25 protein-coding genes are annotated in these 24807 nt (G+C 73.3%); 6 read left to right on the forward strand and 19 right to left on the reverse strand.

Going from position 1 to position 24807, the window contains the following annotated elements:
* Nucleotides 1-16: 16 nt before the first annotated feature.
* From atpA to B5P21_RS11570, 8 genes are all read right to left on the reverse strand, one after another.
* Nucleotides 17-1654 carry a F0F1 ATP synthase subunit alpha gene (atpA, locus tag B5P21_RS11535; RefSeq protein WP_045527220.1) on the reverse strand — a complete coding sequence of 546 codons (1638 nt, stop codon included), beginning with the start codon at nucleotides 1652-1654 and terminating at the stop codon, nucleotides 17-19.
* A 55-nt stretch (nucleotides 1655-1709) separates the two neighbouring features.
* Complete coding sequence (locus B5P21_RS11540) at nucleotides 1710-2501, reverse strand: F0F1 ATP synthase subunit delta (RefSeq protein WP_045527217.1); 792 nt, start codon at nucleotides 2499-2501, stop codon at nucleotides 1710-1712.
* Entirely contained in the window at nucleotides 2501-3067 is a 567-nt protein-coding gene (locus B5P21_RS11545) for a F0F1 ATP synthase subunit B (RefSeq protein ID WP_045527215.1), read from the reverse strand. Before B5P21_RS11545 ends, B5P21_RS11540 begins: the two co-directional genes overlap by 1 nt.
* Nucleotides 3068-3078: 11 nt before the next feature.
* Nucleotides 3079-3312, reverse strand: a complete 234-nt coding sequence (locus B5P21_RS11550) for an ATP synthase F0 subunit C (protein WP_012037850.1) — start codon at nucleotides 3310-3312, stop codon at nucleotides 3079-3081.
* A 46-nt stretch (nucleotides 3313-3358) separates the two neighbouring features.
* Entirely contained in the window at nucleotides 3359-4183 is an 825-nt protein-coding gene (atpB, locus tag B5P21_RS11555; protein ID WP_487006717.1) for a F0F1 ATP synthase subunit A, read from the reverse strand.
* 178 nt (nucleotides 4184-4361) lie between these two features.
* The gene (locus B5P21_RS11560; protein WP_045527211.1) at nucleotides 4362-4832 is read right to left on the reverse strand and encodes a Cg1360 family ATP-synthase-associated protein; all 471 of its coding nucleotides are present in this window, start codon (nucleotides 4830-4832) and stop codon (nucleotides 4362-4364) included.
* Nucleotides 4829-6148, reverse strand: coding sequence for an MraY family glycosyltransferase (locus B5P21_RS11565; protein WP_045527209.1), 1320 nt, complete (start codon nucleotides 6146-6148; stop codon nucleotides 4829-4831). Before B5P21_RS11565 ends, B5P21_RS11560 begins: the two co-directional genes overlap by 4 nt.
* On the reverse strand, nucleotides 6145-7089 hold the full coding sequence (locus tag B5P21_RS11570) for an L-threonylcarbamoyladenylate synthase (protein ID WP_045527208.1): 945 nt from the start codon (nucleotides 7087-7089) through the stop codon (nucleotides 6145-6147). The genes B5P21_RS11565 and B5P21_RS11570 overlap by 4 nt, the downstream gene beginning before the upstream one ends.
* A gap of 83 nt (nucleotides 7090-7172) precedes the next feature.
* On the opposite strand from B5P21_RS11570, the gene B5P21_RS11575 reads away from it, so the two are divergent.
* Nucleotides 7173-7826 carry an HAD-IA family hydrolase gene (locus B5P21_RS11575; protein ID WP_045530209.1) on the forward strand — a complete coding sequence of 218 codons (654 nt, stop codon included), beginning with the start codon at nucleotides 7173-7175 and terminating at the stop codon, nucleotides 7824-7826.
* 38 nt (nucleotides 7827-7864) lie between these two features.
* Here B5P21_RS11575 and prmC read toward each other — a convergent pair whose 3' ends face one another.
* The 9 genes from prmC to argS form a co-directional block, all read right to left on the reverse strand.
* Entirely contained in the window at nucleotides 7865-8740 is an 876-nt protein-coding gene (gene prmC, locus B5P21_RS11580) for a peptide chain release factor N(5)-glutamine methyltransferase (RefSeq protein ID WP_045527206.1), read from the reverse strand.
* A 24-nt stretch (nucleotides 8741-8764) separates the two neighbouring features.
* Nucleotides 8765-9844, reverse strand: a complete 1080-nt coding sequence (gene prfA / locus B5P21_RS11585; RefSeq protein WP_094171176.1) for a peptide chain release factor 1 — start codon at nucleotides 9842-9844, stop codon at nucleotides 8765-8767.
* Between the two features lie 5 nt (nucleotides 9845-9849).
* Complete coding sequence (rho, locus tag B5P21_RS11590; protein WP_094171177.1) at nucleotides 9850-12336, reverse strand: transcription termination factor Rho; 2487 nt, start codon at nucleotides 12334-12336, stop codon at nucleotides 9850-9852.
* Nucleotides 12337-12632: 296 nt separating this feature from the next.
* Entirely contained in the window at nucleotides 12633-13583 is a 951-nt protein-coding gene (gene thrB / locus B5P21_RS11595) for a homoserine kinase (RefSeq protein WP_045530208.1), read from the reverse strand.
* A gap of 11 nt (nucleotides 13584-13594) precedes the next feature.
* Nucleotides 13595-14671, reverse strand: coding sequence for a threonine synthase (thrC, locus tag B5P21_RS11600; RefSeq protein WP_045527203.1), 1077 nt, complete (start codon nucleotides 14669-14671; stop codon nucleotides 13595-13597).
* Entirely contained in the window at nucleotides 14671-16002 is a 1332-nt protein-coding gene (locus B5P21_RS11605; RefSeq protein WP_045527202.1) for a homoserine dehydrogenase, read from the reverse strand. Before B5P21_RS11605 ends, thrC begins: the two co-directional genes overlap by 1 nt.
* Nucleotides 15999-17498: a diaminopimelate decarboxylase family protein gene (locus B5P21_RS11610; protein ID WP_045530206.1), complete on the reverse strand. Its 1500-nt coding sequence runs from the start codon at nucleotides 17496-17498 to the stop codon at nucleotides 15999-16001. Before B5P21_RS11610 ends, B5P21_RS11605 begins: the two co-directional genes overlap by 4 nt.
* Before the next feature lie 155 nt (nucleotides 17499-17653).
* Entirely contained in the window at nucleotides 17654-18484 is an 831-nt protein-coding gene (locus B5P21_RS11615) for an LmeA family phospholipid-binding protein (RefSeq protein WP_045527201.1), read from the reverse strand.
* 11 nt (nucleotides 18485-18495) lie between these two features.
* Nucleotides 18496-20160 carry an arginine--tRNA ligase gene (gene argS / locus B5P21_RS11620; RefSeq protein WP_045527199.1) on the reverse strand — a complete coding sequence of 555 codons (1665 nt, stop codon included), beginning with the start codon at nucleotides 20158-20160 and terminating at the stop codon, nucleotides 18496-18498.
* Between the two features lie 199 nt (nucleotides 20161-20359).
* Between argS and B5P21_RS11625 the strand changes: the two genes are divergently transcribed.
* Nucleotides 20360-21004, forward strand: coding sequence for a hypothetical protein (locus tag B5P21_RS11625; RefSeq protein WP_045527197.1), 645 nt, complete (start codon nucleotides 20360-20362; stop codon nucleotides 21002-21004).
* Between the two features lie 9 nt (nucleotides 21005-21013).
* Here B5P21_RS11625 and B5P21_RS11630 read toward each other — a convergent pair whose 3' ends face one another.
* Together B5P21_RS11630 and B5P21_RS11635 are read right to left on the reverse strand one after the other, a co-directional pair.
* Nucleotides 21014-21718 (reverse strand): transglutaminase-like domain-containing protein, encoded by a 705-nt coding sequence (locus B5P21_RS11630; protein ID WP_246865327.1) that lies wholly within the window; start codon nucleotides 21716-21718, stop codon nucleotides 21014-21016.
* Nucleotides 21625-22512, reverse strand: coding sequence for a substrate-binding domain-containing protein (locus B5P21_RS11635; protein ID WP_246865282.1), 888 nt, complete (start codon nucleotides 22510-22512; stop codon nucleotides 21625-21627). The genes B5P21_RS11630 and B5P21_RS11635 overlap by 94 nt, the downstream gene beginning before the upstream one ends.
* On the opposite strand from B5P21_RS11635, the gene B5P21_RS11640 reads away from it, so the two are divergent.
* The 4 genes from B5P21_RS11640 to B5P21_RS11655 all read left to right on the forward strand — a co-directional run bounded on the left by B5P21_RS11640 (nucleotide 22487) and on the right by B5P21_RS11655 (nucleotide 24804).
* Nucleotides 22487-23122, forward strand: coding sequence for an asparaginase (locus tag B5P21_RS11640; RefSeq protein ID WP_236688804.1), 636 nt, complete (start codon nucleotides 22487-22489; stop codon nucleotides 23120-23122). The genes B5P21_RS11635 and B5P21_RS11640 overlap by 26 nt on opposite strands.
* Entirely contained in the window at nucleotides 23119-23289 is a 171-nt protein-coding gene (locus B5P21_RS11645; protein WP_236688803.1) for a hypothetical protein, read from the forward strand. The genes B5P21_RS11640 and B5P21_RS11645 overlap by 4 nt, the downstream gene beginning before the upstream one ends.
* A complete protein-coding gene (locus B5P21_RS11650) occupies nucleotides 23286-24053 on the forward strand; it encodes an SDR family NAD(P)-dependent oxidoreductase (protein ID WP_045527194.1) in 768 nt (255 codons plus the stop codon). The genes B5P21_RS11645 and B5P21_RS11650 overlap by 4 nt, the downstream gene beginning before the upstream one ends.
* A gap of 139 nt (nucleotides 24054-24192) precedes the next feature.
* Nucleotides 24193-24804 (forward strand): SDR family oxidoreductase, encoded by a 612-nt coding sequence (locus B5P21_RS11655; protein WP_236688802.1) that lies wholly within the window; start codon nucleotides 24193-24195, stop codon nucleotides 24802-24804.
* The last annotated feature ends 3 nt before the right edge of the window (nucleotides 24805-24807 follow it).

Here is a 24807-nt window from a genome sequence, read left to right on the forward strand (position 1 = left end):
GTGTGGCGTCAGCGCGTCAGCGCTTGGCCTTCACGATCTGCTCCTGGTTGACGTCCTCGGCCTTGGTCGCCTCGAACTTCTCCGAGCCGACGGACGCGAGCGGCTTGCCCTCGCCCGTCTGGAACTCGAGCTTGAACTGGTCGACGGCCTTGTCCATCGCGTCGACGATGTCGTCGGTGAGGACGTTCTTCTCCTTCAGCTGCGACAGGACCTCCGTGTTGCGGTGGAGGTGGTCGAGCAGCTCCCGCTCGAAGCGGAGGATGTCCTCGACGGGCACCTCGTCGAGCTTGCCCTTCGTGCCCGCCCAGATCGAGACGACCTGCTCCTCGATGGGGAACGGCGAGTACTGGGGCTGCTTGAGCAGCTCGGTGAGGCGCGCGCCGCGGGCGAGCTGGCGACGGCTCGCCGCGTCGAGGTCGGACGCGAAGATCGCGAACGCCTCGAGCGAGCGGTACTGCGCGAGCTCGAGCTTGAGCGTGCCGGAGACCTTCTTGATGCTCTTGACCTGGGCGTCGCCGCCGACGCGGGACACCGAGATGCCGACGTCGACCGCGGGACGCTGGTTCGCGTTGAACAGGTCCGACTGGAGGAAGATCTGGCCGTCGGTGATCGAGATCACGTTGGTCGGGATGTACGCCGAGACGTCGTTCGCCTTCGTCTCGATGATGGGCAGGCCCGTCATCGATCCGGCGCCCAGCTCGTCCGAGAGCTTGGCGCAGCGCTCGAGCAGGCGGGAGTGCAGGTAGAACACGTCGCCGGGGTACGCCTCGCGTCCCGGCGGGCGGCGCAGGAGGAGCGACACGGCGCGGTAGGCCTCGGCCTGCTTGGACAGGTCGTCGAAGATGATGAGGACGTGCTTGCCGCCGTACATCCAGTGCTGGCCGATGGCCGAGCCGGTGTAGGGCGCGAGGTACTTGAAGCCGGCGGGGTCGGACGCGGGGGACGCGACGATGGTCGTGTACTCCATGGCGCCGGCCTCCTCGAGGGCGCCCTTCACCGAGGCGATGGTGGAGCCCTTCTGGCCGATGGCGACGTAGATGCAGCGCACCTGCTTGTTCGTGTCGCCGGACTCCCAGTTGGCCTTCTGGTTGATGATCGTGTCGATCGCGATGGCCGTCTTGCCGGTCTGGCGGTCGCCGATGATGAGCTGGCGCTGGCCGCGGCCGATCGGGATCATGGCGTCGATGGCCTTGATGCCGGTCTGCATGGGCTCGTGCACGCTCTTGCGCTGCATGACGCCGGGCGCCTGGAGCTCGAGGGCGCGGCGGCCCTCGGTCGCGATCTCGCCCTGGCCGTCGATCGGGTTGCCCAGCGGGTCCACGACGCGGCCCAGGTAGCCGTCGCCGACGGGGACGGAGAGCACCTCGCCGGTGCGGCGCACCTCCATGCCCTCCTCGATGCCGGCGAACTCGCCGAGCACGATGACGCCGATCTCGCTCTCCTCCAGGTTCTGGGCGAGGCCCAGGGTCCCGTCGGCGAACGTGATGAGCTCGTTGGCCATGACGCCGGGCAGGCCCTGCACGTGGGCGATTCCGTCGCCCGCGTCGAGCACGTAGCCGACCTCGGTGGTCGAGGCCTTGCCGGGCTCGTAGGACTGCACGAAGTCCTTGAGCGCGTCCCGGATCTCGTCGGGGCTGATCGAAAGTTCTGCCATCTTCTTTCCCTTTGCATTCACGAGAGCGGACGGCTCCCGAGGTGACGCCCGCCGGTCAGGCGAACTGGAGTCTCAAATCGTTGATCCTGGTGGCGACGCTGCCGTCGATGACGTCGTCGCCGATCTGGACGCGGAGGCCGCCGACGAGATCGCGGTCCACGACCTGGTTCAGCTCGATCCGCCGGGAGTACCGACGGCTCAGTGCCTGCGCGAGGCGCTCCGACTGCTCGGGCGACAGGGGCGAGGCGACGCTGACCGTGGCGATGGTGAGGCCCGCCTGGTCGGCCACGAGGGTGGCGGCGTGACGGACGAGCTCCCCGATGCGGCGGCCGCGGGGCTGCTGCACGAGCTGCTCGACGATCACGACCGTCTGCTCCGATGCCCGGCCGTCGAGGAGACGGTGGACGAGCGTCGACTTGGCCTCCGGCTCGCCCAGCTTGTCGCCGAACGCCAGCTCGAGGCCGTCGTCGGTGGACACGGCGCGGCCGAACGTGAACAGCTCGGACTCGACGGGCGTGCCCTCGGGGGCCGAGATCGCCACGGCGCGGATGCCGAGCTCCTCGATGCCCGCGAGCAGCTCGTCGTGCGACGACCAGCGGCCGTCGACGACCGCGCGGAGGACGCGGAGCGCCGGCTCCTGCACGGTGGCGCCGAAGACCCGGTCCACGATGCTGTGCTTCACCTCCGGCGCGATGCCGGTGTCCGCCAGCGCGGAGAGCAGGTGCGTGGATCCGCCGATGGCCCGGCCGGCCCCGAGGAGCTGACCGGCCGTCGACAGGTCGACGCCCCCGAGCTCCGCGAGGACGCGGCGGGCGGTGTCGAGCGATGCGCGCGATGCACTGCCCATCAGCTGGCGGATCCCGTCCTGCCGGAGGCCTCGCTGGCCTCCAGGTCGGCGAGGAACCGGTCGACGAGCGCCGTGGAGCGCTGGTCGTCGGTGAGGCTCTGGCCGATGACGCCGGACGCGAGGTCGATCGCGAGCGATCCGACCTCGGAGCGGAGCGCGACGACCGCCTGCTGGCGCTCGGCCTCGATCTGCTGCTGCGCGCTCGCGGTGATCCGGGCGGCGTCGGCCGTGGCCTGCTCCTTGATCTCCGCGGCGATCGCCGTGGCGTCGACGCGGGCCTGCTCGCGGATGCGGCCGGCCTCGGCGCGTGCCTCGGCGAGCTGAGCGGTGAGCTCGGCCCTCGCGGCGTCGGCTTCGGCCTGCGCGCGCTCGGCCTTCTCGATGCCGCCGGCGATGGCCTCGGTGCGACCGTCGAGCATGGCGTAGACGCGCGGGAGCGCGTACTTCCAGATGACGACCAGGAGGACGACGAACACGACCGCCGACCACACGATGTCGTAGACCGCGGGTAGGAGGATGCTCGGCGCTTCTTCACCTGCCGCCATCACCTTGTGGGGCGTGAGCATGTGCGACTCCCCTAGTTGGTGAAGATGAAGTAGGTCGCGAGGCCGATGAGCGCGAGCGCCTCGGAGAACGCGATGCCGAGGAACATCGTGGTGCGGAGGCTGCCGGCCATCTCGGGCTGGCGGGCCATGGCCTCGACGGTCTTGCCCGCGACGATCCCGACACCGATGCCGGGGCCGATCGCTGCGAGGCCGTAGCCGACGGTCGCGATGTTGCCGTTGATCTCGGCGAGAATGATGGGGTCCACTGGGGTTTCCTTCCGGTTGGGTGATCTCGTTGGTCGACGAGATCGCTTAGTGCTCCTCCGCCACGGCCATCTGGATGTAGACGGCGGTGAGGAGGGCGAAGATGTAGGCCTGCAGGACGGCGACGAGCAGCTCGAAGAGCGTGAACGCGAACCCGAGGACGAGGGTGCCGGCGCCGAGGATCTTGAGCGCGCCCTGGGCCTCGAAGAGGAAGAACCACGTCGCGGAGAAGCAGAGCACCAGCAGGAGGTGCCCCACGAGCATGTTCATCAGGAGTCGGAGCGTGAGCGCGACCGGCCGGATGATGAACGTCGAGAGGAACTCGATGGGCGTGAGGAGCAGGTAGACCGGCTTCGGCGCTCCGGCGGGGAACAGCGTGTTCTTGAAGAACATCACCCCCCGGTCCTTGATGCCCGCGTAGATGAACGTGACGTAGGCCACGAGCGCCAGCAGGAGCGGGAGGCCGATGACCGAGGTGCCGGCGATGTTGAGGAAGGGGACGACGCCCGTCAGGTTCATGCCGAGGACCAGGAAGAAGATGGTCATGATGATCGGCAGGAACCGACGACCGTCCTTCTTGCCGAGGATGTCCTCCGCGATGTTGACGCGCACGAAGTCGACGCCCATCTCGACGAGGTTCTGGCCGCGGCCGGGCACCAGCGCGAGCTTGCGCGTGCCCACGATGAACAGGACGACGAGGACCGCCATCACCAGGAGCCTGATGAGCATGATGCGGTTGAGGTCGAAGCCCGTGCCCTCGAAGAAGGCGATCGGCGGGAAGAACTCCTCGAGCGTAGGAGCGTGGAACCCCTCACCCGAGTCTTCAGCGGCGAGGGTGATGATGCTGGGTGCAGCGGTGGCTAACAGCGCTATCTCCTGTTTCGGGGCGTGGAGCGCGAGCTCTCGCGGCGACGAACGGATGGGGTGAGAAGACGCCGGCGTGAGGTGGATCTGGGCACGGCCCGACGGGAATCGTCTCGACAGAGACTATCAACAATGAGGGTGCCCTGACTAATCGCGTCCCCCCTGCTGACGGGTCGTCTGCGCTCGGCTAGCGGCCGGGCAGCTGCGCGTCGCTGACGTAGCCGACGCGGGCCTTCGTGATCACGATCATGTCCATCACGAGGGCGCCCACGACGCCGACGATCACCGTCACGAAGAGCACGACCAGGTTGATCCACGGCTGCTCCTTGAGCACCATCGCGACCGCGAGGAAGACCACGAACTTGAGGAGCCACGCGCCGAGCACGACCGAGAAGAACAGCGTCGGGTAGATCGGCGAGGACTGGAAGCGGTTGGCGAAGAGGATGCTGCCCGCCGTGAGCCCGAGGAAGACGAGGGCCATGGCGCTGCCGATCACGGCGCTGAGGAGGCCGCGTCCGCCGTCGACCGCGAAGCCGACGATGCCGCCGACCACCGCGATGGCGAGGGCGAGGATCGCTCCCCCGATGAGGATGCGCGTGAAGACGTCCTTCTTCGCGGGGCGCTCCGTCGGGGCGGGTGCGCTCGGGCTGTCGGTCATGTCGTCTCCTTGGTGGTCCCCGGGTGCGGGGCGTCGGTGGGGCGGGTCGCGATGGATCCCGTGGCGAGCTCGGCGTGCTCGCGCTCCACGGCCTCGAGCTCCGACTCCGTGAGGCGCGCGAGCGGCCGGTCCACGGCGGCCTCGTCGAGCGGGTCGTACGCGGCGGCGTCCTCCGACTCCGCGTCGGCGGGGACGAGCTGCGCGGCGGCCTCGAGGCGCTTGCGGCGGCTGAGCGGGGCGAGCGTGACGACGGCGCAGGCGACCATGCCGACCGCGATGAAGGCGACGCCCCACGCGTACGGCTGCACGACGAACATCAGCAGGCAGCCGACGGACACGACGCCCGTCCACGCGTAGAAGATCAGCGTCGCGTGCAGGCGCGAGTGGCCCATGTCGAGCAGGCGGTGGTGCAGGTGCTTGCGGTCGGCGCTGAACGGCGACTTGCCCGCCTTCAGCCGCCGGAAGACCGCGAGGGCGAAGTCGAGCAGCGGGACGATGAGGATCGCGAAGGGCAGGAGGATCGGCAGGAACGCGGGCAGCAGCTGCGAGCGGCCGAAGGTCTCCGGGTTCGGGTCGATCTCGCCCGTGACGGCGATGGCGCTGGTGGCCATGAGGAGGCCGACGAGCAGCGCTCCCGCGTCGCCCATGAACAGCTTCGCGGGGTGCCAGTTGAACGGGAGGAAGCCGAGGCACGCGCCGATGAGGATCGCGCTGATGAGCGACGCGAGGTTGAAGCGCTCGGTCTGGCCGGTGGCCGTGTCCGAGAGCAGGAAGCTGTAGAGGAAGAAGGCGCCGTTCGCGATGATGGCGACGCCCGCGACGAGCCCGTCGAGGCCGTCGATGAAGTTGACGGCGTTCATCACGAGGACGATCGCGAAGATCGTCAGCATGATGGACATCTGCGAGGAGCCGACCGTGAGGCCGCCGATGGGCAGGGACGAGATGGCGACCCCCTGCCAGGCGAGGAGGCCCGCGGCGAGGATCTGGCCGGCGAGCTTGATCATCCAGTCGAGGTCGTAGATGTCGTCGAGCACGCCGATGACCACGATCATGAGCGCGGCGCCGAGGATCGCGAACACGGGGCCCGGCCGGTCGAAGACGAGGCTGAACCACGACACCTGCGACGCCACGGCGAACGCGACGAGGATGCCCGCGAACATGGCCACGCCGCCGAGCCGGGGCGTGGGGCGCGTGTGCACGTCGCGCGCGCGGATGGCCGGGTAGAGCCGGTAGCGGTAGCCGAGCTTCATGACGACCATCGACAGGACGAGCGTGATGACCGCCGAGACGACCGCCATGGCGGCGTAGTAGGTCACCGGGGGTGCGCGGGCGGATCCGCGGGGGGCTCGGTCGCGGCCGGGTCGGCGGGCGCGGGGTCGGCCGGCTCGACGAACTCGGGGTACGTCGGGCCGGCGTCGGTCGTCGGCTCGGGAGCCGTCGCGTCGGCGGCCGGAGTCGCGGCGGCCGGAGTCGCGGCGGACGGGGTCGCGGCGGCCGGATCCGCGGATCCGTCGACGCGCTCGGCGCCGCTCGCCGTGCCGCGCGGGGCCTCGGGCTCGTCGGGGACGGGCTGCTCCTCCGGCTCCGCGGGCGCGGCGACGACGGGCTCGAGCTCGTCGCCGATGAGCTGCTGGATCTGCGCGCGCGTGACGGCGCCCTCGCGCACGATGCGGACGCGGCCGCCCGCCTGCGTGACGCGCGAGGCGTCGACGATGGTGGAGGCGGCTCCCCCGGCGGCGCCGCCGTCGAGGAAGACGTCGACGGACTCGCCCAGCTGGTCGACGGCCTCCTGCGCGGTCGCGGCGGCGGGCCGACCCGTCTTGTTCGCGGACGAGACGGCGAGCGGGCCGGTCTCCGCGAGGAGCTCGAGCGCGTAGGAGTTCGCGGGCATGCGGAGCGCCACGGTGCCGCGGGTCTCGCCGAGGTCCCAGACGAGCGAGGGCTGCGCCACGAGGATCACCGTGAGGCCGCCCGGCCAGAACTCGTCCACCAGGCGGCGGACGACGTCGGGCACGAAGTCGGCGAGGGCGTCGAGCGTGGACTGCCCGGGGATGAGGACGGGCGGAGGGGCGTCGCGCCCGCGGCCCTTCGCGTCGAGCAGGCGCTGGACGGCGTCGGGGTTGAAGGCGTCGGCCGCGATGCCGTAGACGGTGTCCGTGGGGATGACGACGACCTCGCCGCGGCCCACCGCCTGTCGGGCGAGTCTCATGCCGGTGAGGAGGTCGGTGTCGACTGAGCAGTCGTAAATGCGCGCCATGTCGTCGCTCATCGTAGCCGAGCGGACGCCGTCGGCCCTGAGGGGAGCATCCGCGTGGCGCCCGCGCCCGCATACTGGGCGTGATGACCTCCGCGCCCTCCTCCCCCGCGCCCGACGCGCTCCTGTTCGTGTTCGACATGGACGACGTGCTGTACGACCACGACTGGCGGGGGCCCGCCGACCGCATCACCGCCGCGACCGGGCACGACCTGCCGGAGCTGCGGCGCCGCTGGTACAACGACGAGGGCGAGTGGGCCGCCGAGGCCGGCCGCTTCGACGCCGACTCCTACCTCCCCGCGTTCTGCGCCGCGGTGGGCGTCGCGATGGACGAGGACGAGTGGGTGCGCCGCCGCCGCGCGTCGATGGTCGTCCGGCCGTCCGCGCTCGAGGCCGTGGCGCGGGCGCGCGAGGCCGGCCGGATCACCCTGCTGACGAACAACAACGCGCTCGCCGCCCGCCACCTCCCGGAGCTCGCGCCGGAGCTCGTGCCGCTGTTCGGCGTCGAGCACCTGCGGACGTCGAGCGGGTACGGGGCGCGCAAGCCCGATCCGGCCGTGTTCCGCGGGGTGCTCGCCGCGTACGGGCACCCGGCCGAGCGGACCTTCTTCGCGGACGACCGGGCGGACAACGTCGCGTCGGCGCGCTCGCTCGGCATCACCGGGCACCACGTGCGCGGCGACGGGGACCTGCTTCCGGCGGTCGAGGCGTTCATCCGGGCGCAGGCGCAGGCGGGCTGAGCCGCGCCGTCGGTCGCGCCGGAGCGAGCGGATCCGCGTCAGCACAGCGCGGTCGTCGCGCGGTCACGGCGGGTGAGGTCCTGGTGCGTCACGGTCGCGCGCCAGCCGTCGGCGTCGAGCAGGGCGCGGATCGCGTCGCCCTGCATCTCGCCGTGCTCGATCACGAGCGCGCCGCCCGCGTGGAGCAGCCGCCGCGCGGTCGTCGAGACGAGGCGCACGACGTCGAGGCCGTCGGCGCCGCCGTAGAGCGCGAGCGCGGGATCGTGCAGCCGCACCTCGGGGTCGCGCGGCACGGCGTCGACCGGGATGTAGGGCGGGTTCGAGACGACCACCGATACCGTGCCGTCGAGCTCGGGGAACGCGTCGGCGAGGTCGCCGAGCACGAGGTGCACGCGGGGCGCGAGGCGCTCCACGTTGCGGGCCGTCCAGGCGTGCGCGTCGGGCGACACCTCGATCGCGTGCACGCGGGCGTGCGGGACCTCGGTGGCGAGCGCGAGGGCCAGGGCGCCGGATCCCGTGCCGAGGTCGACCGCGACGGGCGCGTCCCCGGGCGCGGCGGAGAGCGCGTCGATGGCGAGCTGCGCCACGTGCTCCGTCTCGGGCCGCGGCACGAACACCCCGGGGCCGACGAGGAGCTCGAGCGAGCGGAAGTGCGCGACGCCCGTGATGTGCTGCAGCGGCTCGCGGCGGGCGCGGCGGGCGGTCAGCTCGAGGACGCGGGCGGCGTCCCCGGCGTCGACGGCCGCGCGCGTGATGGCGCGCGACTGCACCTGCCCGCGCGAGAGCCCGAGGACGTGGCCCACGAGCAGCTCGGCGTCCACCGCGGGATCCTCGATGCCGGCGGCCGCGAGCGCCCGGCCCACCCGCATGCGGAGGGCGTCCACCGTGGCGGGGACGCCCTCCCCGTCAGCCACGGGCGAGCGGGACGCGCGAGGGCGTCACGCGTCCGTCCCGAGCGCGTCGAGACGCGCCTCCTCGTCGGCCTGGATGCACGACTCCACGACCGGATCGAGGGCGCCGTCCATCACGGCGTCGAGGTTGTACGCCTTGTATCCCGTGCGATGGTCCGCGATGCGGTTCTCCAGGAAGTTGTACGTGCGGATGCGCTCGGACCGGTCCATCGTGCGGATCTGGCTGCGGCGCACGGCCGAGGCCTCCGCGTCGATCTCCTCCTGCTGCTTCGCGAGCACGCGGGCGCGCAGCACGCGCATCCCGGCCTCGCGGTTCTGCAGCTGGCTCTTCTCGTTCTGCATCGCGACCACGATGCCCGTGGGCAGATGGGTGATGCGGACGGCGGAGTCGGTCGTGTTGACCGACTGGCCGCCGGGGCCGGACGAGCGGTACACGTCGATCTTCAGGTCGTTGGGGTCGATCGCGACCTCCTCGACCTCCTCGACCTCGGGGATCACGAGCACGCCCGCGGCCGAGGTGTGGATGCGCCCCTGCGACTCGGTGGCCGGCACGCGCTGCACGCGGTGCACGCCGCCCTCGTACTTGAGGTGCGCCCACACGCCGAGCGCGGGGTCGTCGGACGTGCCCTTGATGGCGACCTGGACGTCCTTGTAGCCGCCCAGGTCGCTCTGGGTCTGGCTGAGGACCTCGGTCTTCCAGCGACGCGACTCGGCGTAGTGCAGGTACATCCGGAGCAGGTCGGCGGCGAACAGCGCGCTCTCGGCGCCGCCCTCCCCCATCTTGATCTCCATGATGACGTCGCGCGCGTCGTCGGGGTCGCGCGGGATCAGGAGCCGCCGGAGCTTCTCCTGCGCCACATCGAGCGCCTGCTCGAGGCCGGGGATCTCGTCGGCGAACGCCGGGTCCTCCTCGGCCAGCTCGCGCGCGGCGGCGAGGTCGTCGCCGAGCTGGGTCCACTCCGCGTGCGCGGCGACGATCCGGCTCAGCTCCGCGTAGCGGCGGTTGACCTTGCGCGAGCGCGACGCGTCGGCGTGCAGCTCGGGGTCGCCGAGCTGCTGCTGGAGCTCCTCGTGCTCCTCCAGCAGCTGGACGACGGACTCGAACACTTCGGTCAGCCCTTCTCGTGCGCGCCGTGCCCGTGGCTCTGGTGGGACACGCCGTTGCCGGTGTTGGGCATGGAGGCCTGGACCTTCATGAGGAACTCGACGTTCGACGTCGTCTCCTTGAGGCGGCTGAGGACGATCTCGAGGGCCTGCTGCTGCTCGAGCCCGGCGAGGGCGCGGCGCAGCTTCCAGGTGACCTTGACCTCGTCGGCGCCCATGAGCATCTCCTCGCGGCGCGTGCCGGAGGCGTTGACGTCGACCGCGGGGAAGATCCGCTTGTCGGCGAGGGCGCGCGAGAGGCGCAGCTCCATGTTGCCGGTGCCCTTGAACTCCTCGAAGATGACCTCGTCCATCTTGGATCCGGTCTCCACGAGCGCCGTGGCGAGGATCGTGAGCGATCCGCCGTGCTCGATGTTGCGCGCCGCGCCGAAGAAGCGCTTCGGCGGGTAGAGCGCCGACGAGTCGACGCCGCCCGAGAGGATCCGGCCCGACGCGGGCGCCGCGAGGTTGTACGCGCGGCCGAGGCGGGTGATGGAGTCGAGCAGCACGACCACGTCGTGGCCGAGCTCCACGAGGCGCTTGGCGCGCTCGATGGCGAGCTCGGCGACCGTGGTGTGGTCCTCGGCGGGACGGTCGAAGGTGGAGGCGATGACCTCGCCCTTCACCGTGCGCTGCATGTCGGTGACCTCCTCGGGACGCTCGTCGACCAGCACGACCATGAGGTGGACCTCGGGGTTGTTGGTGGCGATGGCGTTCGCGATGGCCTGGAGCACGGGCGTCTTGCCGGCCTTGGGCGGCGAGACGATGAGGCCGCGCTGGCCCTTGCCGATCGGCGACACGAGGTCGATGATCCGCGTGGTCAGCTTGGCCGGCTCGGTCTCGAGGCTGAGGCGGTCCTGCGGGTAGAGCGGCGTGAGCTTGCCGAACTCGACGCGGTTCGCGGCCTCCTCGGGCGGCAGGCCGTTGACCGAGTCGATCTTCACGATCGCGTTGTACTTCTGGCGGCTCTGGCTGTCGTTCTCCCGCGGCTGGCGGATGGCGCCGACGATCGCGTCGCCCTTGCGCAGCGAGTGCTTCTTGACCTGGCCGAGCGAGACGTACACGTCGTTCGTGCCGGGCAGGTAGCCGCTCGTGCGGACGAACGCGTAGTTGTCGAGCACGTCGAGGATGCCCGCGACGGGCAGGAGGACGTCGTCCTCGGTGACCTCGGGCTCGAAGTCGTCGCCGCCCTGGCCGCGGCCGCGCTTGCGGTCGCGGTACCGGCTGCGGCCGCCGCGGTCGTCGTCGCGGCCGAGGTCGGCGCGGGCCTGGTCGGCGCGCACGTCCTGCGTGCGGTCGCCCTGGCCGCGGCCGTTCTGGCGCTGGCGGCCGGTGCGGGCCTCCTCCTGCGCCTCGTCGTCGGCGTCGGGCTCGCGGGGGGCCTGCTCGCGGGGTGCCTGGTCGCGGCCGCCCTGCTGCTGGTCGTCCTGGTCGCGGCCGCGGTCGCGGTTGCGGCGGTTGCGGCTGCGGTTGCGTCCGCCCTCGCGACCCTCGCGGCCCTGGTCGTCGCGGCGTCCGCCCTGGTCGTCGGCGTCGCGGTCGTCGCGCTGGCGGTCGGCCTGCTCGTTCGCGGCGGGCGCCTCGTCGGCGGTGTCCTGGGCGGGCGCGTCCTGCGCGGCGCCGCGGTCGGCGCCGTCCTGGGCGTCGCGTCCGCCGCGGCGACGGCCGCGGCCGGAGCGCTGGGCCGGGGCCTGCTCCTCGGTCGGCGCGTCGACGGCGGGCGCGGCCGCGTCGGCCTGCGCGTCGGCGGGGACGAGCTGGTCGGCGGTCTGGCCGCTGTTCACATGCTGCGCGGCCTGGCGCGGGGCCTCGGCGGCGGGGTCCACGACGCCGGAGCTCGTGGCGCGGCGGGATCCGCGGCCGGAGCGCGCGGGCGCCTCGGTGCGGGGCGCCTCGGTGCGGGGCTCCTGCGCGCGGCCGCCCGTGGCCTCGGCGATGCGGGCCTCGAGGCCGGTGCCGGCGGGCTCGGACGCGGGCGCCTCGACGGTCTCGGCGATGCGCTCGGGCACGATGCGGGCGGTGCTGGCACGGCGGGATCCGCGACCGGAGCGCGCGGGCTGCTCGGCCGGGGCCTCGGCGGCGGGGGTCTCGGCGGCGGGCGCCTCGACGGGGGTCGCGTCCGCAACCGGGGCGGCGTCGGCGATCGGGGCGGCGTCCGCGACCGGGGCGGCGTCGGCGACGACGGGCTCCGAGGCGGGGGCCTCCTCGACGGCGGCGGGCTCGGCGGCGGGGGTCGCGTCGCCGGTCTCGGCGGGTACGACGGCCTCGGGGGGCGTCTCGTCGGCGGGGGCGGTGGTGCCCCGGGCTGCCTGGATCTCGGAGATCGCGGTCACGAGCTCGCCCTTCCGGAGCTTGGAGCCGCCCGGGATCCCGAGCTCGGAGGCGATGGCCTGGAGCTGGGAGACGCGGAGCGCGCTCAGGTCCGCGGTGGTGGCGCGGGTGTCGACATCGGTCATGTGCGTGGGTCCTTTCCCCTGTCCGGCGGGACGAAGCCCGTGCGGAGGAGAGCCGATCGCGTGTGTCTCTGCGAAAGCGGCGGACGGTCTGATTCCGTCCGGAGCTGCTGTCGGGCACGGAGGCACGGGATCTTGCAGAGACGACAGCGGGTGAGTGGTGAGGAACGACCACCGGGACCGGATCTCCGACGCGCATGCGTGGATCCGTTGATTCCGGGGTCGAACAGAGCGTAGCACCCGGCGCCCCGCCCGCGGGGGGAACGGCGCGCCGGGTGCGGGGGCGCCGCGCTATCCGGCTAGACGGTGGGCGCGGATCCCTCGGCGACGACCTGGACGGTCGAGCCCTTGACGTCGACCGCGAGCATGAGCGCGGTCCACGGGTTCGTGCTGCGCTCCGCGACGAGCTCGGCGGCCGTGAGGCGCTGGCCCGGGTCGCTGCCGAGGACGAGGAGCGAGGGACCTGCGCCCGAGACGACGGCCGCGTAGCCGCGCTCGCGCAGCAGGTGCACGAGCTCGTTCGTCTCGGGCATCGCGGCGGCGCGGTAGTCCTGGTGCAGGCGGTCCTCGGTGGCGGCGAGCAGCAGCTCGGGGCTCTGGATGAGCGCCGCGATGAGCAGGGCCGAGCGCGACACGTTGAAGATCGCGTCCTCGTGCGGCACCGACTCCGGCTGCAGGCTGCGCGCGAGCGCGGTGGACATGGTCGCGACGGGCACGAGCACGAGCGGCGAGACGCCGCGGTGCACGGCCAGCTTCTTGTGCTGCGGGCCGGTCTCGTCGACCCACGCGATGGTGAGGCCGCCGAAGAGCGCGGGCGCGACGTTGTCGGGGTGGCCCTCCATCTCGGTCGCGAGGCGGAGGAGCGCGTCGGCGTCGATCTCGACCGTGCCGGCGAGGAGGCCCTGCGCCGCCATGATCCCGGACACGATGGCCGCCCCGGAGGAGCCGAGGCCGCGGCCGTGCGGGATCCGGTTCTCCGCCACGAGGTCGAGGCCCGGCATCGGCTGGTCGAACGCCGCGAACGTGTGGGCGATGGCCGTGACCACGAGGTTCGTCGCGTCGGTCGGCACCTCGCCCGCGCCGACGCCGCGCACGTCCACCGTCGCGCCGGGCGCGTCGCGCACCGTCACCGTGAGGTCGTCGTACAGCGCGAGCGCGAGTCCGAGCGTGTCGAAGCCGGGGCCGAGGTTGGCGCTCGTCGCGGGCACGCGCACCTGCACGCGCCGCCCGATCGGGAGCGCCGAGGTCATCGGACCGTCGGTCACGACGCGACCAGGTCGAGCACGCCCGCGATCTCGGCGATGTCGACGCCCACGCTCGTGGGGGCGACGTCCGAGCCGTCCGCGGTGCGGAGCGCCCACTGCGGGTCCTTGAGGCCGTGGCCCGTGACCGTGAGGACGACCGTCGCGCCCTTCGGGATCTGCCCGGCCTCGGCGCGCTCGAGGAGCCCGGCGACGCTGATGGCCGACGCCGGCTCGACGAAGATGCCGACCTCCGCGGAGAGGATGCGGTGCGCCTCGAGGATCTTGGCGTCCGAGATCGCGCCGAAGTAGCCGTCGGTGAGCAGCTGCGCCTCGAGCGCCAGCTTCCACGAGGCGGGGTTGCCGATGCGGATCGCGCTGGCGATCGTGTCGGGGTCCTTCACGATGGCGCCGCCGACGATGGGCGCGCTGCCCGCGGCCTGGAAGCCGAACATGCGCGGCAGCTTCGTGGCGTTGCCGGCCTCGAGGTCCTCGCGGTAGCCGCGCGTGTACGCGGTGTAGTTGCCGGCGTTGCCGACGGGGATGAGGTGGAAGTCCGGCGCGTCGCCCAGGACCTCGACGACCTCGAACGCGCCCGTCTTCTGGCCCTCGATGCGGTCGTTGTTGACCGAGTTCACGAGGTGGACGGGATAGTTCGCGCTGAGCTCGCGCGCGATGTCGAGGCAGTCGTCGAAGTTGCCGCGCACCTGGAGCAGCTGCGCGTCGTGGGCGACGGCCTGGCTGAGCTTGCCCATCGCGATCTTGCCCTCGGGCACGAGCACGGCGGCCGTGATGCCCGCGTGCGTCGCGTACGCCGCGGCCGACGCCGAGGTGTTGCCGGTCGACGCGCAGATGACGGCCTTCGCGCCGTGCTCGACGGCCTTCGAGATCGCCATGGTCATGCCGCGGTCCTTGAAGGATCCCGTCGGGTTCATGCCCTCGTACTTGACCCAGACCTGGGCGCCCGTGCGGGCCGACAGCGCGGGCGCGGGGATGAGCGGCGTGCCGCCCTCGCCGAGCGTGATGATCGGGGTCGCGTCGGTGACGTCGAGGCGGTCGGCGTATTCGCGGAGCAGTCCGCGCCATTGGTGGGCCATCAGGCTCCTTCTACTCGGAGGACGCTCGCGACTGCCGTCACCGCGTCGAGGTTCGAGACCGCGTCGACGGTGGCCCGGAGGGCCGCGTCGGTGGCGCGGTGCGTGCCGATCACCAGGCTAGCGGTGGGCCGGTCGCCCGCCCCTCCCGCCACGGGGGCCTGGTGCGTGGTCTGCTCGAGCGTCTCCACGGAGACGCCGTGCTCGCTGAACAGCTGCGCGATGCGGGCGAGCACGCCCGGCTCGTCCGCCACCTGCAGCGTGATCTGGTACTGGGTCGTGATCGCGCCGACGGGCAGCGTCTCGAGGTCGGCGTGCGTCGACTCGGCGACGCCGGGACCCCCGACGACGTGGCGGCGCGCGGCGGAGACGACGTCGCCGAGGACGGCGGACGCGGTCTGCACTCCGCCTGCGCCCGCGCCGTAGAACATGAGGTCGCCCGCGGCCTCGGCCTCGACGAACACGGCGTTGTTCGCGCCGTGCACCGCGGCGAGCGGGTGGTCGCGCGGCACGAGCGCCGGGTAGACGCGGGCGGAGACGGCGTCGCGGCCCGTGGCGGGATCCGTGAGGCGCTCGCAGATGGCGAGCAGCTTGATCACGTACCCGGCCTTGCGGGCGGAGTCGAACTGCGCGGACGAGAGGCCCGTGATGCCCTCGCGATGCACGGCCTCGACGGGCACGCGCGTGTGGAAGGCGAGGCTCGCGAGGATGGCGGCCTTCTGCGCGGCGTCGTAGCCCTCGATGTCGGCCGTGGGATCCGCCTCCGCGTAGCCGAGCTCCGTGGCGGTCGCGAGCGCCTCGTCGAAGCCGAGGCCAAGGGCGTCCATCTCGTCGAGGATGTAGTTCGTCGTGCCGTTGACGATGCCGAGGATCCGCTCGACCCGGTCGCCCGCGAGGCTGTCCCGGAGCGGCCGGATGATGGGGATCGCGCCCGCGACCGCTGCCTCGTAGTAGAGCTGCGCGCCGACCTGCTCGGCCGCCTCGAAGAGCTCGGGCCCGTGCGTCGCGAGCAGCGCCTTGTTGGCCGTCACGACGTCCGCGCCCGAGGAGATGGCGGCGAGGATGTGCGTGCGCGCGGGCTCGATGCCGCCCATCAGCTCGATGACGATGTCGGCCCCGAGGATGAGCGACTCGGCGTCCGTGGTGAGCAGCTCCCGCGGCACCGCGGGGTCGCGCGGCGCCTCGGCGTCGCGCACCGCGACGCCCACGAGCTCGAGCCGCGCGCCCACGCGCTGCGCCAGCTCGTCGCCGTGCTCCCGCATGAGCCGCGCCACCTGGGTGCCGACCGAGCCGCAGCCCAGCAGGGCGACGCGCAGGTTCCGGTACTCGATCATCGTGCTCCGTTCACGTCGGGGGATGCGGCCGCGGGCGTGCCCGCGTCGCGCGCCAGCAGGTCGGCCTCGGTCTCGCCGCGGACGATGACGCGCGCCTGGCCGTCGCGCACGGCGACGACGGGCGGGCGGCCGATCCAGTTGTAGTTGCTCGCGAGCGCCCAGCAGTAGGCGCCGGTCGCGGGGACGGCGAGGAGGTCGTCGGGGCGGACGTCGCCCGGCAGGTAGTCGGCGAGGACGACGAGGTCGCCGCTCTCGCAGTGCTTGCCGGCGATGCGCACGAGGGCGGGGACCGCATCCGAGGCCCGGCCCGCGATGCGCACGGAGTAGTCGGCGCCGTAGAGGGCGGGGCGCGCGTTGTCGCTCATGCCGCCGTCGACGCTCACGTAGCGGCGGACGGCGGTCTCCGCCTCCTCGGCGATGCGCGGGTCCTCGATGTCGCCCGTCGCCGAGGAGGCCTCGGCGACCTCGCCGTCGACGCCGCCGACGGTCACGAGCACGTCCTTGACGGTGCCGACCGAGTAGAGGGTGACCGTGGAGGGGCCGACGATGCTGCGGCCGGGCTCGACCGCGATGACGGGCACCGCGATCCCCCGGCGCCCGCACTCGTCGCCGACGATGCGCGCGAGCCGCCGCGCGATCTCGGGCACCGGCACCGGCCGGTCGACCGACGTGTACGCGATGCCGAAGCCGCCGCCGAGGTTGAGCTCGGGCACGGGGCCGTCGGCGAGCAGCCGCTCGTGCAGGTCGAGGAGCCGGCGGGCGGACTCGAGGAAGGCGTCGGTCTCGAAGATCTGGCTGCCGATGTGCGCGTGCAGGCCCGTGAAGGAGAGGGACGCGTGCGACCGGATCCGCGCGACGAGGCCGGGCGCGTCGGCGAGCGTGATCCCGAACTTCTGGTCCTCGCGGGCGGTGGCGAGGTACTCGTGCGTGTGGGCGTGCACGCCGCTGTTCACGCGGAGGCGCACGGGCTGGACGCGGCCGTGCGCGGCGGCCGCGGCGGCGACGCGCTCCACCTCGACCGGGCTGTCGATGACGACCTGGCCGATCCCCGCGCCGACCGCGCGGTCGATCTCGGCGACCGACTTGTTGTTGCCGTGGAAGCCGAGGCGGGCGGGATCCGCGCCGGCCGCGAGCGCGACGGCGAGCTCCCCGCCCGAGCAGACGTCGATGTGGAGGCCCTCCTCGACCATCCAGCGCGCGACCTCGATGCTGAGGAACGCCTTGCCTGCGTAGTAGACGCGGGCGCTCGTGCCGACGGCGGCCGCCTCGCGCGTGAACGCCGCGAGCGTCTCGGCCGCGCGGGCGCGGACGTCGTCCTCGTCCATCACGTAGAGCGGGGTGCCGAAGCGCGCGGCGAGGTCCGTGGCGGGGACCCCGGCGATGCGGAGGGCGCCGTCGTCACCGCGGGCGGCCCCGCGGGACCAGACGGCCGGATCCAGCGCGTTCGCGTCGTCGGGGAGCTGCAGCCAGGACGGGGCCAGCGGGTTCGCGGTCACGGAGGTCACCTGTTCGTACGCGGGGCGGACGTGCGGGATGGCGAGCGGACCCGGTGTGGTCCCTGGAGCCGAAGGGGGCGGTGCGAGCAATCCTACCGACGCGGGAGAGGGCCCCGCCCATGTGACGACGGTCGTCGGGGCCCGGCCGGGAGCGGCTAGCCGCAGCTGCCGGTGACCCCGAGCGAGTCGCGCGTGAGCTTCACCGAGGACGACTGCACCGTCATCGACGCGCGCCCGTCGGCGACGGTCACGTCCTGCACCTGGACGCCCGCGGGGAGGTACTGGGCCACGCACACGGGGTAGGTGATGTCGCGGATCCCCTGGATGGTCTGCGCGAGGTCGATCCTCAGGGACCCGGCCTGCAGCTCGACCTCGGACGGCGTGATGACGATCGTCGAGCCGTCGCGGAGCACGGGCTCCGCGGCCACGGTGTAGCCGAGCGTGAGGCCGAGGACGCGCGTGGACCCGGAGTAGCCGAGCGTGCCGTCGCCGAAGCGCAGGTCGGGCGGCGTGCCGGCGGTCTTCGCGAGCAGGGCGCTGGCGGGATCCTGGTCCATCGACACGGTGGCGACCACGTTCCCCACGGTGCGCTCCTGGTCGGTCGGCACGTCGGTCGCGACGATGTGCGCCTGGAACGGCGTGCCGTCGGCCTGGAGGTTCGGGCCGTCGAGCACGACGCGGTCGAGCGTGCCGCGGATGAGCTGCGGGATGACCCAGTCGCCCTCGATCGAGACATTGACCCGCCCGGTGATCTGGCCGGGCAGCTGGTCGGCGATCTGCTTCTCGGCCTGGTCCTGGGCCACCCCGCGCACGGTCTGGTCGATGATCCGCAGGCCGAACGCGAGCCCGACGCCGATCACCGCGAGCACGAGGAGCCAGATGAACACGGTGCCGCCGCGCGGGCCGCGGCGCCGCCGCCTGGCCTCCCGGGGGTCGCGGCGCTCGGGCGCCTCGAAGACCTCCGTGCCCTGGAACCGCCCCGACATGATCCGCTCCCCTACATGCGCTCGGGGGCCGAGACGCCCACGAGGTCGAGTCCGTTGGCGACCACCTGCCGGACCGCGTCGTTCAGCCACAGGCGCGTGCGGTGCAGGTCGGTGACCTCCTCGTCGCCGCGCGGGACGACCCGGCAGCTGTCGTACCAGCGGTGGTAGGAGCCCGCGAGCTCCTCGATGTAGCGGGCGACCCGGTGCGGCTCGCGCAGCTCCGCGGCCTGGGCCACGATCCGCGGGAACTCCTGCAGGAGCCCGAGGAGCGCCGACTCGGTCGGGTGCGTGAGCAGCTCCGGCGCGAAGGCGCTCCGGTCGACGCCCGACGCGGCCGCGTTGCGGTCCACCGCGCAGGTGCGCGCGTGGGCGTACTGCACGTAGAAGACGGGGTTGTCGTTGGTGCGCTTGCCGAGCACCGCGAGGTCGATGTCGAGGTTCTGGTCGGCGGAGGAGCGCACGAGCGCGTAGCGGCCCGCGTCCACGCCGACCGCGTCGACGAGGTCGTCGAGCGTGACGATGGTGCCGTTGCGCTTGCTCATCTTCACGGGCTCGCCGTCGCGCAGCAGGTTGACCATCTGGCCGATGAGGATCTGCAGGTTCACGCCCGGGGTGTCGCCGAACGCCTCGACCATCGCCATCATGCGGCCGACGTAGCCGTGGTGGTCGGCGCCCAGCATGATGATGTTCTGCTCGAAGCCGCGCTCGCGCTTGTCGAGGTAGTAGCCGAGGTCGCCCGAGATGTAGGCGGGCTCGCCGGTCGAGCGGATGACCACCCGGTCGCGGTCGTCGCCGAAGGTCGTGGTGCGGAGCCAGACGGCGCCGTCCTCCTCGAAGACGTGCCCGAGCTCCTTCAGGCGCGCGACGGCGCGGTCGACGGCGCCGGACTCGTGCAGCGAGTCCTCGTGGAAGAACACGTCGAAGTCCACGCCGAAGTCGTGCAGCTTCTGCTTGATCTCGCCGAACATGAGCTCGGTGCCGGCGCTCCGGAACACCTCCTGCTGCTCCTCGCGGGAGAGGGCTCCGATGTCGCCGTCGTACCCCTCCACGACGCGCTCGGCGATCTCGCCGATGTAGGCGCCGCCGTAGCCGTCCTCCGGGGTGTCCTCGCCGAGGTGGCTCGCGAGGAGGCTGCGCGCGAAGCGGTCGATCTGGGATCCGTGGTCGTTGAAGTAGTACTCCCGCGTGACGTCCGCGCCCTCGGCCTGGAGGATGCGCGCGAGGCTGTCGCCGACGGCGGCCCAGCGCACGCCGCCCAGGTGGATGGGGCCGGTCGGGTTCGCGGAGACGAACTCGAGGTTGATGCGGACTCCGTCGAGCGTCGTGCCCCGTCCGTAGGCGGGGCCCGCGTCCACGATGGTGCGCGCGAGGGCGCCCGCGGCGGCGGCCTCGAGCGTGATGTTGATGAAGCCGGGACCCGCGACGTCGACCTTCGCGACCTGCGGCAGCTCGCCGAGCGCCTCGGCGATGTCGGCCGCGATGGTGCGCGGGTTCTCGCCCAGCGGCTTCGCGATGCGCATGGCGATGTTGGTGGCCCAGTCGCCGTGGTCGCGGTTGCGCGGGCGCTCGAGCACGACCATGTCGGGGCGGAGCGCGAGGGCGTCGCCCCCCGGTCGTCGTCCTGCCGTCCGGGCCACGATGTCGAACAGGGCGCCGGTCAGGTCAGGGGTCGTCATGGGGATCGATCCTACCGGCGGGCGCGACCCGACCCGCCCGGCCCGTGCGCCCGCGCGGGCGGCCCCCCGCGCGCCGGAGCGTCCCAGCGGGGCACCGCCCGGGCTCGGTAGGGTGTCGATCCCGCCTCCCGCTCGTGGCACGATGCCGCGCGCCGAGCGTCGCACCCCGCGGCGCGCCCGGATCCGAAGGAGCACCACCATGCCCGTCCGCCTCCCCGCGCCCACCCGGCCCCGCATCGCCCGCTCCCTCCCCGCCACGGCGGCCGTCGGCATCGCGGTGGCCATGCTCCTCAGCGGCTGCTCGAACCCCGCCCCGCTCCAGCCGGCGACGCCCAGCCCCTCCGCGAGTGCCGGCGGCGGGCAAGCCCAGGGCGGCGGATCCGGCACCGGCCCCAGCGCCTCCCCCACGCCCGCGCCGCCGAAGGGCACCCCGGTCAGCACCACGTGCGCGCAGCTCCTGCCCGACCTCGCCGAGTTCGGCCCCGGCTTCGCGAGCGAGGCGCTCCCGGCCGACACCTCGACGGACGGCCTGCGCGCCGACGTCCTCGCCATGCAGGGCATCGCCTGCGCCTTCCGCTCGTCGGACGGCACCGCGGTCGAGATCGACGTGGCCCAGCCCGTCGCGGCGGAGCTCCAGTCGCGGCGCGACGCGGCCATCCTCCTGGCCGACCCGATCGCGGGCTACCCGTCCGGCGTCGAGGCCTACTTCGAGCTGCAGGACGCCGTCGGCGTCGCCACCATCTACTCCTCCGAGCACATGGTGGTCATGCGCTCCGCGTCGTTCTACGAGCCCGGCGACCACGCCGACCTCGGCAACGCCGTGCTGAAGACCGTCGGCGGCTGATCCCGAGGCTCAGCCCAGGCGCACGGCCGCGGCGGCGTCGTCGACCGGCAGCTCGTCCACCGTGGCCATGACCTCCATGCGCGAGATGGTCACCAGGCTCCGCGTGTTCGTGAGGAACGCGGTGTCGGAGGCGTCGCGACCCGTGGAGATCCGCAGCAGGCTCTGCCGGGGCGCGAGCCCGGTCGCGTCGACGACGTGCCACGCGCCGTCGACCCACGCCTCGGCGACCGCGTGGAAGTCCATGGGGCTGAGGCCCGGCGCGTAGACCGCGGCCAGGCGCGCCGGCACGTCGAGCGCGCGGAGCATCGCGATCACGAGGTGCGCGTAGTCGCGGCAGACGCCCCGGCGGGCGAGCAGCGTGCGGACGGCGCCGTCGGTCGGGAGGCTCGATCCCGGCGCGTACCGGAGCGAGTCGGCGACGAACGCGCGCACCGCGGCGAGGAGGGGCAGGCCGTCGAGGCCGCGGAACTCGCCGCGGGCCGTGGGGAACAGCGTGTCCGACTCGCAGTAGCGGCTCGGGCGGCGGTAGATCCAGAGGTCGACGTCGTCGACGGGCACGGGGTCGCGGCGGCCCGTGACCGTGGCGCGGTACTCCATCGTCAGCACGCCCGCGCCCGTGGTCAGCACGTGCAGGCGGGTGTCGTGCCGGTCGACCACCTCGGTCGCCTCGATCGCGCGGCCGTCGAGGGCGAAGGAGAGGTGCTCGGAGGCGATCTCCGCGCCCCGGGCGACGGCGACCGCGAAGGCCATCTCGCTCTCGCCGGATAGCTGCAGCTCGAGCATGGAGGAGACGTCGCGGCGCATGCGTCCATCGTGGCATCGGATCCGCCCGGCCCGGTGCGCGGGCCCGCGACGCCGGGGCTCAGGCGGGGTGCCGGCCCGTCGACGAGCGCGAGGAGCGTCTCCTGGGCGAGCCGCCCCATCTCGTGCACGGGCGAGCGCACGCTCGTGAGCCCGATGGATCCCGATGCCGCGAGCGCGGTGTCGTTGTAGCCGACCAGCGCGACGTCGTCGGGCACGGACAGGCCCGCGTCGCGCAGCGCCCCCATCGCGCCGATCGCGGCGAAGTCGTTGGTCGCGAAGAGCGCGTCCGGCGCCTGCCCGTCGCGGAGCACGGCCTCGGTCGCCTCCCGGCCCGCCGCGGCGTCGAAGCCCCGCTGGATCACGCGCTCGGGCGGCACGGGCATCCCGGCCTCGGCGTCCGCCTCGAGGAAGCCGCGCGTGCGGTCGACCGCGGTGGAGGCGAACGACATTCCCGCGAGCACGGCCGGCCGGGTGCGCCCCTGCGCGATGAGGTGCTCGGCCGCGAGCCGGCCGCCCGTCGCGTCGTCGCACGTGACGGCCACGTGGTCGCCGCGGCGGCGCGAGACGAGGACGAAGGGCAGGCCCTCCTCCGCGAGCTCGTCGAGCAGCGGGTCGTCGAGGTGCGCGTCGCCGAAGATCATGCCGTCGACCCGGCGGTCGAGCATGCTGCGGGTGCGGATGCCCCACGTCCTCGTGCTCGCCACCGGCGGGACCATCTCCTCGCGCGCACGCGCCGACGGGTCCGCGGTCGCCGCCGATCGCGCCGAGCGCCTGCTCGGATCCGTGCCCGCCCTCCCGCCCGGCGTCACCGTCGCCGCGCGCGACGTCCTCCGGGTCAACACGTTCGCGCTGATGCACGCCGACCTCCGCACCACCGCGGACGCGCTCGAGGAGACGGCGTTCCTCCTCGACCTGGTGACGGACGATCCGCGACTCGTGGTGCTCACGTGCGCCCAGCGCTCGGCCGACGACCCGGAGGGCGACGGACCCGGGAACCTGCGCGACGCCATCGTCGTCGCCGCGTCGCCCGAGGAGCGCGGGGCCGGCGTGCTCGCCGTGTTCGCCTCGCGCGTCCTCGCCGCCGACGGCCTGGTGAAGGCCCGCACGCTGGATCCCGACGCCTTCGCCGCCCGCGACGGCGCGCCCCTCGGCCGCGTGGTCGGCGACGGCGTCCGCCTGAGCCGCCGGCCGCGCGCGCTGCCGCTCCTCCCCGCGCCCAGCCCGCGCTTCGACCGGATCCGCGTGGACTGCGTCAGCGTCCACCCCGGCGCCGACGCCGCCGGGCGACCGGATCCAGCTTCATCGGCGCGATGAGCCAGCCGGGCGCCATCCTCGGCGGCTTCCTGCTCACCGGCCTCACGGCGAGCGCGATGTCGTTCGGCCAGGCCGCGCTGTGGGTGGGCGCGGGCGGGATCCTCGCCTCGGCGCTCGTGATGCTGCTCGCCAAGCCCACGGGCGAGTCCCGCGAGGCGACCGCGTGACCGGCGCGGCACCCGTCGCGCTCGTCATGGGCGGGGCGTCCGGCATCGGCCGGGCCACCGCCGTGCGCCTCGCCGCGCGGGGCGACCGCGTGGTCGTCGGCCGCTTCCCCGGCGACCCGCACGACGCGGGCGCGACCCTCGATGCCGTGCGCGCGGTCGGCGGCACGGGCATCGCGGTGGACCTCGACGTGGCGTCCACCGCGTCCGTCGACGCGTTCGTGCGGGCCGCGCTCGAGGAGTACGGCCAGGTGGACCACGTGATCGCGGCCGCCGGGATCCTCCACCGCGCGCCCCTCGGCGCCATGACCGACGAGCGGTGGGACGAGGTGCTCGGCGTCGACCTCGGCGGCGTGATGCGCGTGATCCGCGCGGCCGAGCCCCTCCTCGGCAGCGGTCCCTCGATCGTGGCGGTGTCGTCCATCGCGGGCGGCGTCCACGGCTGGCGCGACCATGCGCACCACGCGACGGCCAAGGCCGGGGTCGTCGGCCTCGTGCGGAGCGCGGCCGTGGAGCTCGCGCCGCGCGGGATCCGGGCGAACACCGTCATCCCGGGCCTCATCGAGACGCCGCAGTCGCTCGACGCGGTGAACTCCCTCGGGGCCGACGGCCTCCGGCGCGCGGGCGACCGCATCCCCGCCGGGCGCGTCGGCCGGCCCGAGGAGGTCGCGTCGGTCATCGCGTTCCTCGCCTCCGACGACGCCGCCTACGTGACAGGGCAGACCCTCACCGTCGACGGCGGCCTGACGATCCGGATGCAGGAGTGACCGCGTCCGTGCCCCGCAGCGACCGGCTGCGCGGGCGCACCGCGCTCGTGACGGGCGCCGCCAGCGGGATCGGCGCCGCCATCGCGCGCCACTTCGTGCTCGCGGGCGCCGACGTCGTGCTGCTCGACCTCGCGCCCCCGTGCACGACGAGGCGCGGCGGATCGGCGCCGTGGGCGCGGTCGTCGCCGACGTGTCCGACGAGGCGCGGGCCGCGGAGGCCGTCGCGGAGGCCGGGCGGCTGCTCGGCCGGATCGACGTGCTCGTCAACTCGCACGGCATCCTCACCGAGGCGCCCGTCGCGGAGATGAGCCTCGCGACCTGGCAGCGCACGATCGACGTCGACCTCACGAGCGTGTTCCTCCTCACGCGCGCCGTGCTGCCGGGGATGCTCGAGCGGCGCGACGGCCGCATCATCACGGTCGCCTCGCAGCTCGGGCAGAAGGGCGGCGTGGGCCTCGCGCGCTACGCGGCCGCGAAGGCCGGGGTCATCGCGCTCACCAAGTCGCTCGCGCTCGAGGTGTCCGGCTCGAACGTGCTCGCGAACGTCATCGCGCCGGGACCGATCTCCACGCCGCTCGTCGACGCCATCTCGGAGGACTGGAAGGACGCCAAGCGCCGTGAGCTGCCGCTCGGCCGGTTCGGCACGGTCGACGAGGTCGCGCCGACCGCGGTGCTGCTGGCGGCGGATCCCGACGGCAACCTGTTCGTCGCCCGGGCGCTCGGGCCCAACAGCGGCGACGTGATGCCCTGACCC

Source organism: Clavibacter michiganensis subsp. insidiosus, from assembly GCF_002240565.1.
Taxonomy (GTDB): domain Bacteria; phylum Actinomycetota; class Actinomycetes; order Actinomycetales; family Microbacteriaceae; genus Clavibacter; species Clavibacter insidiosus.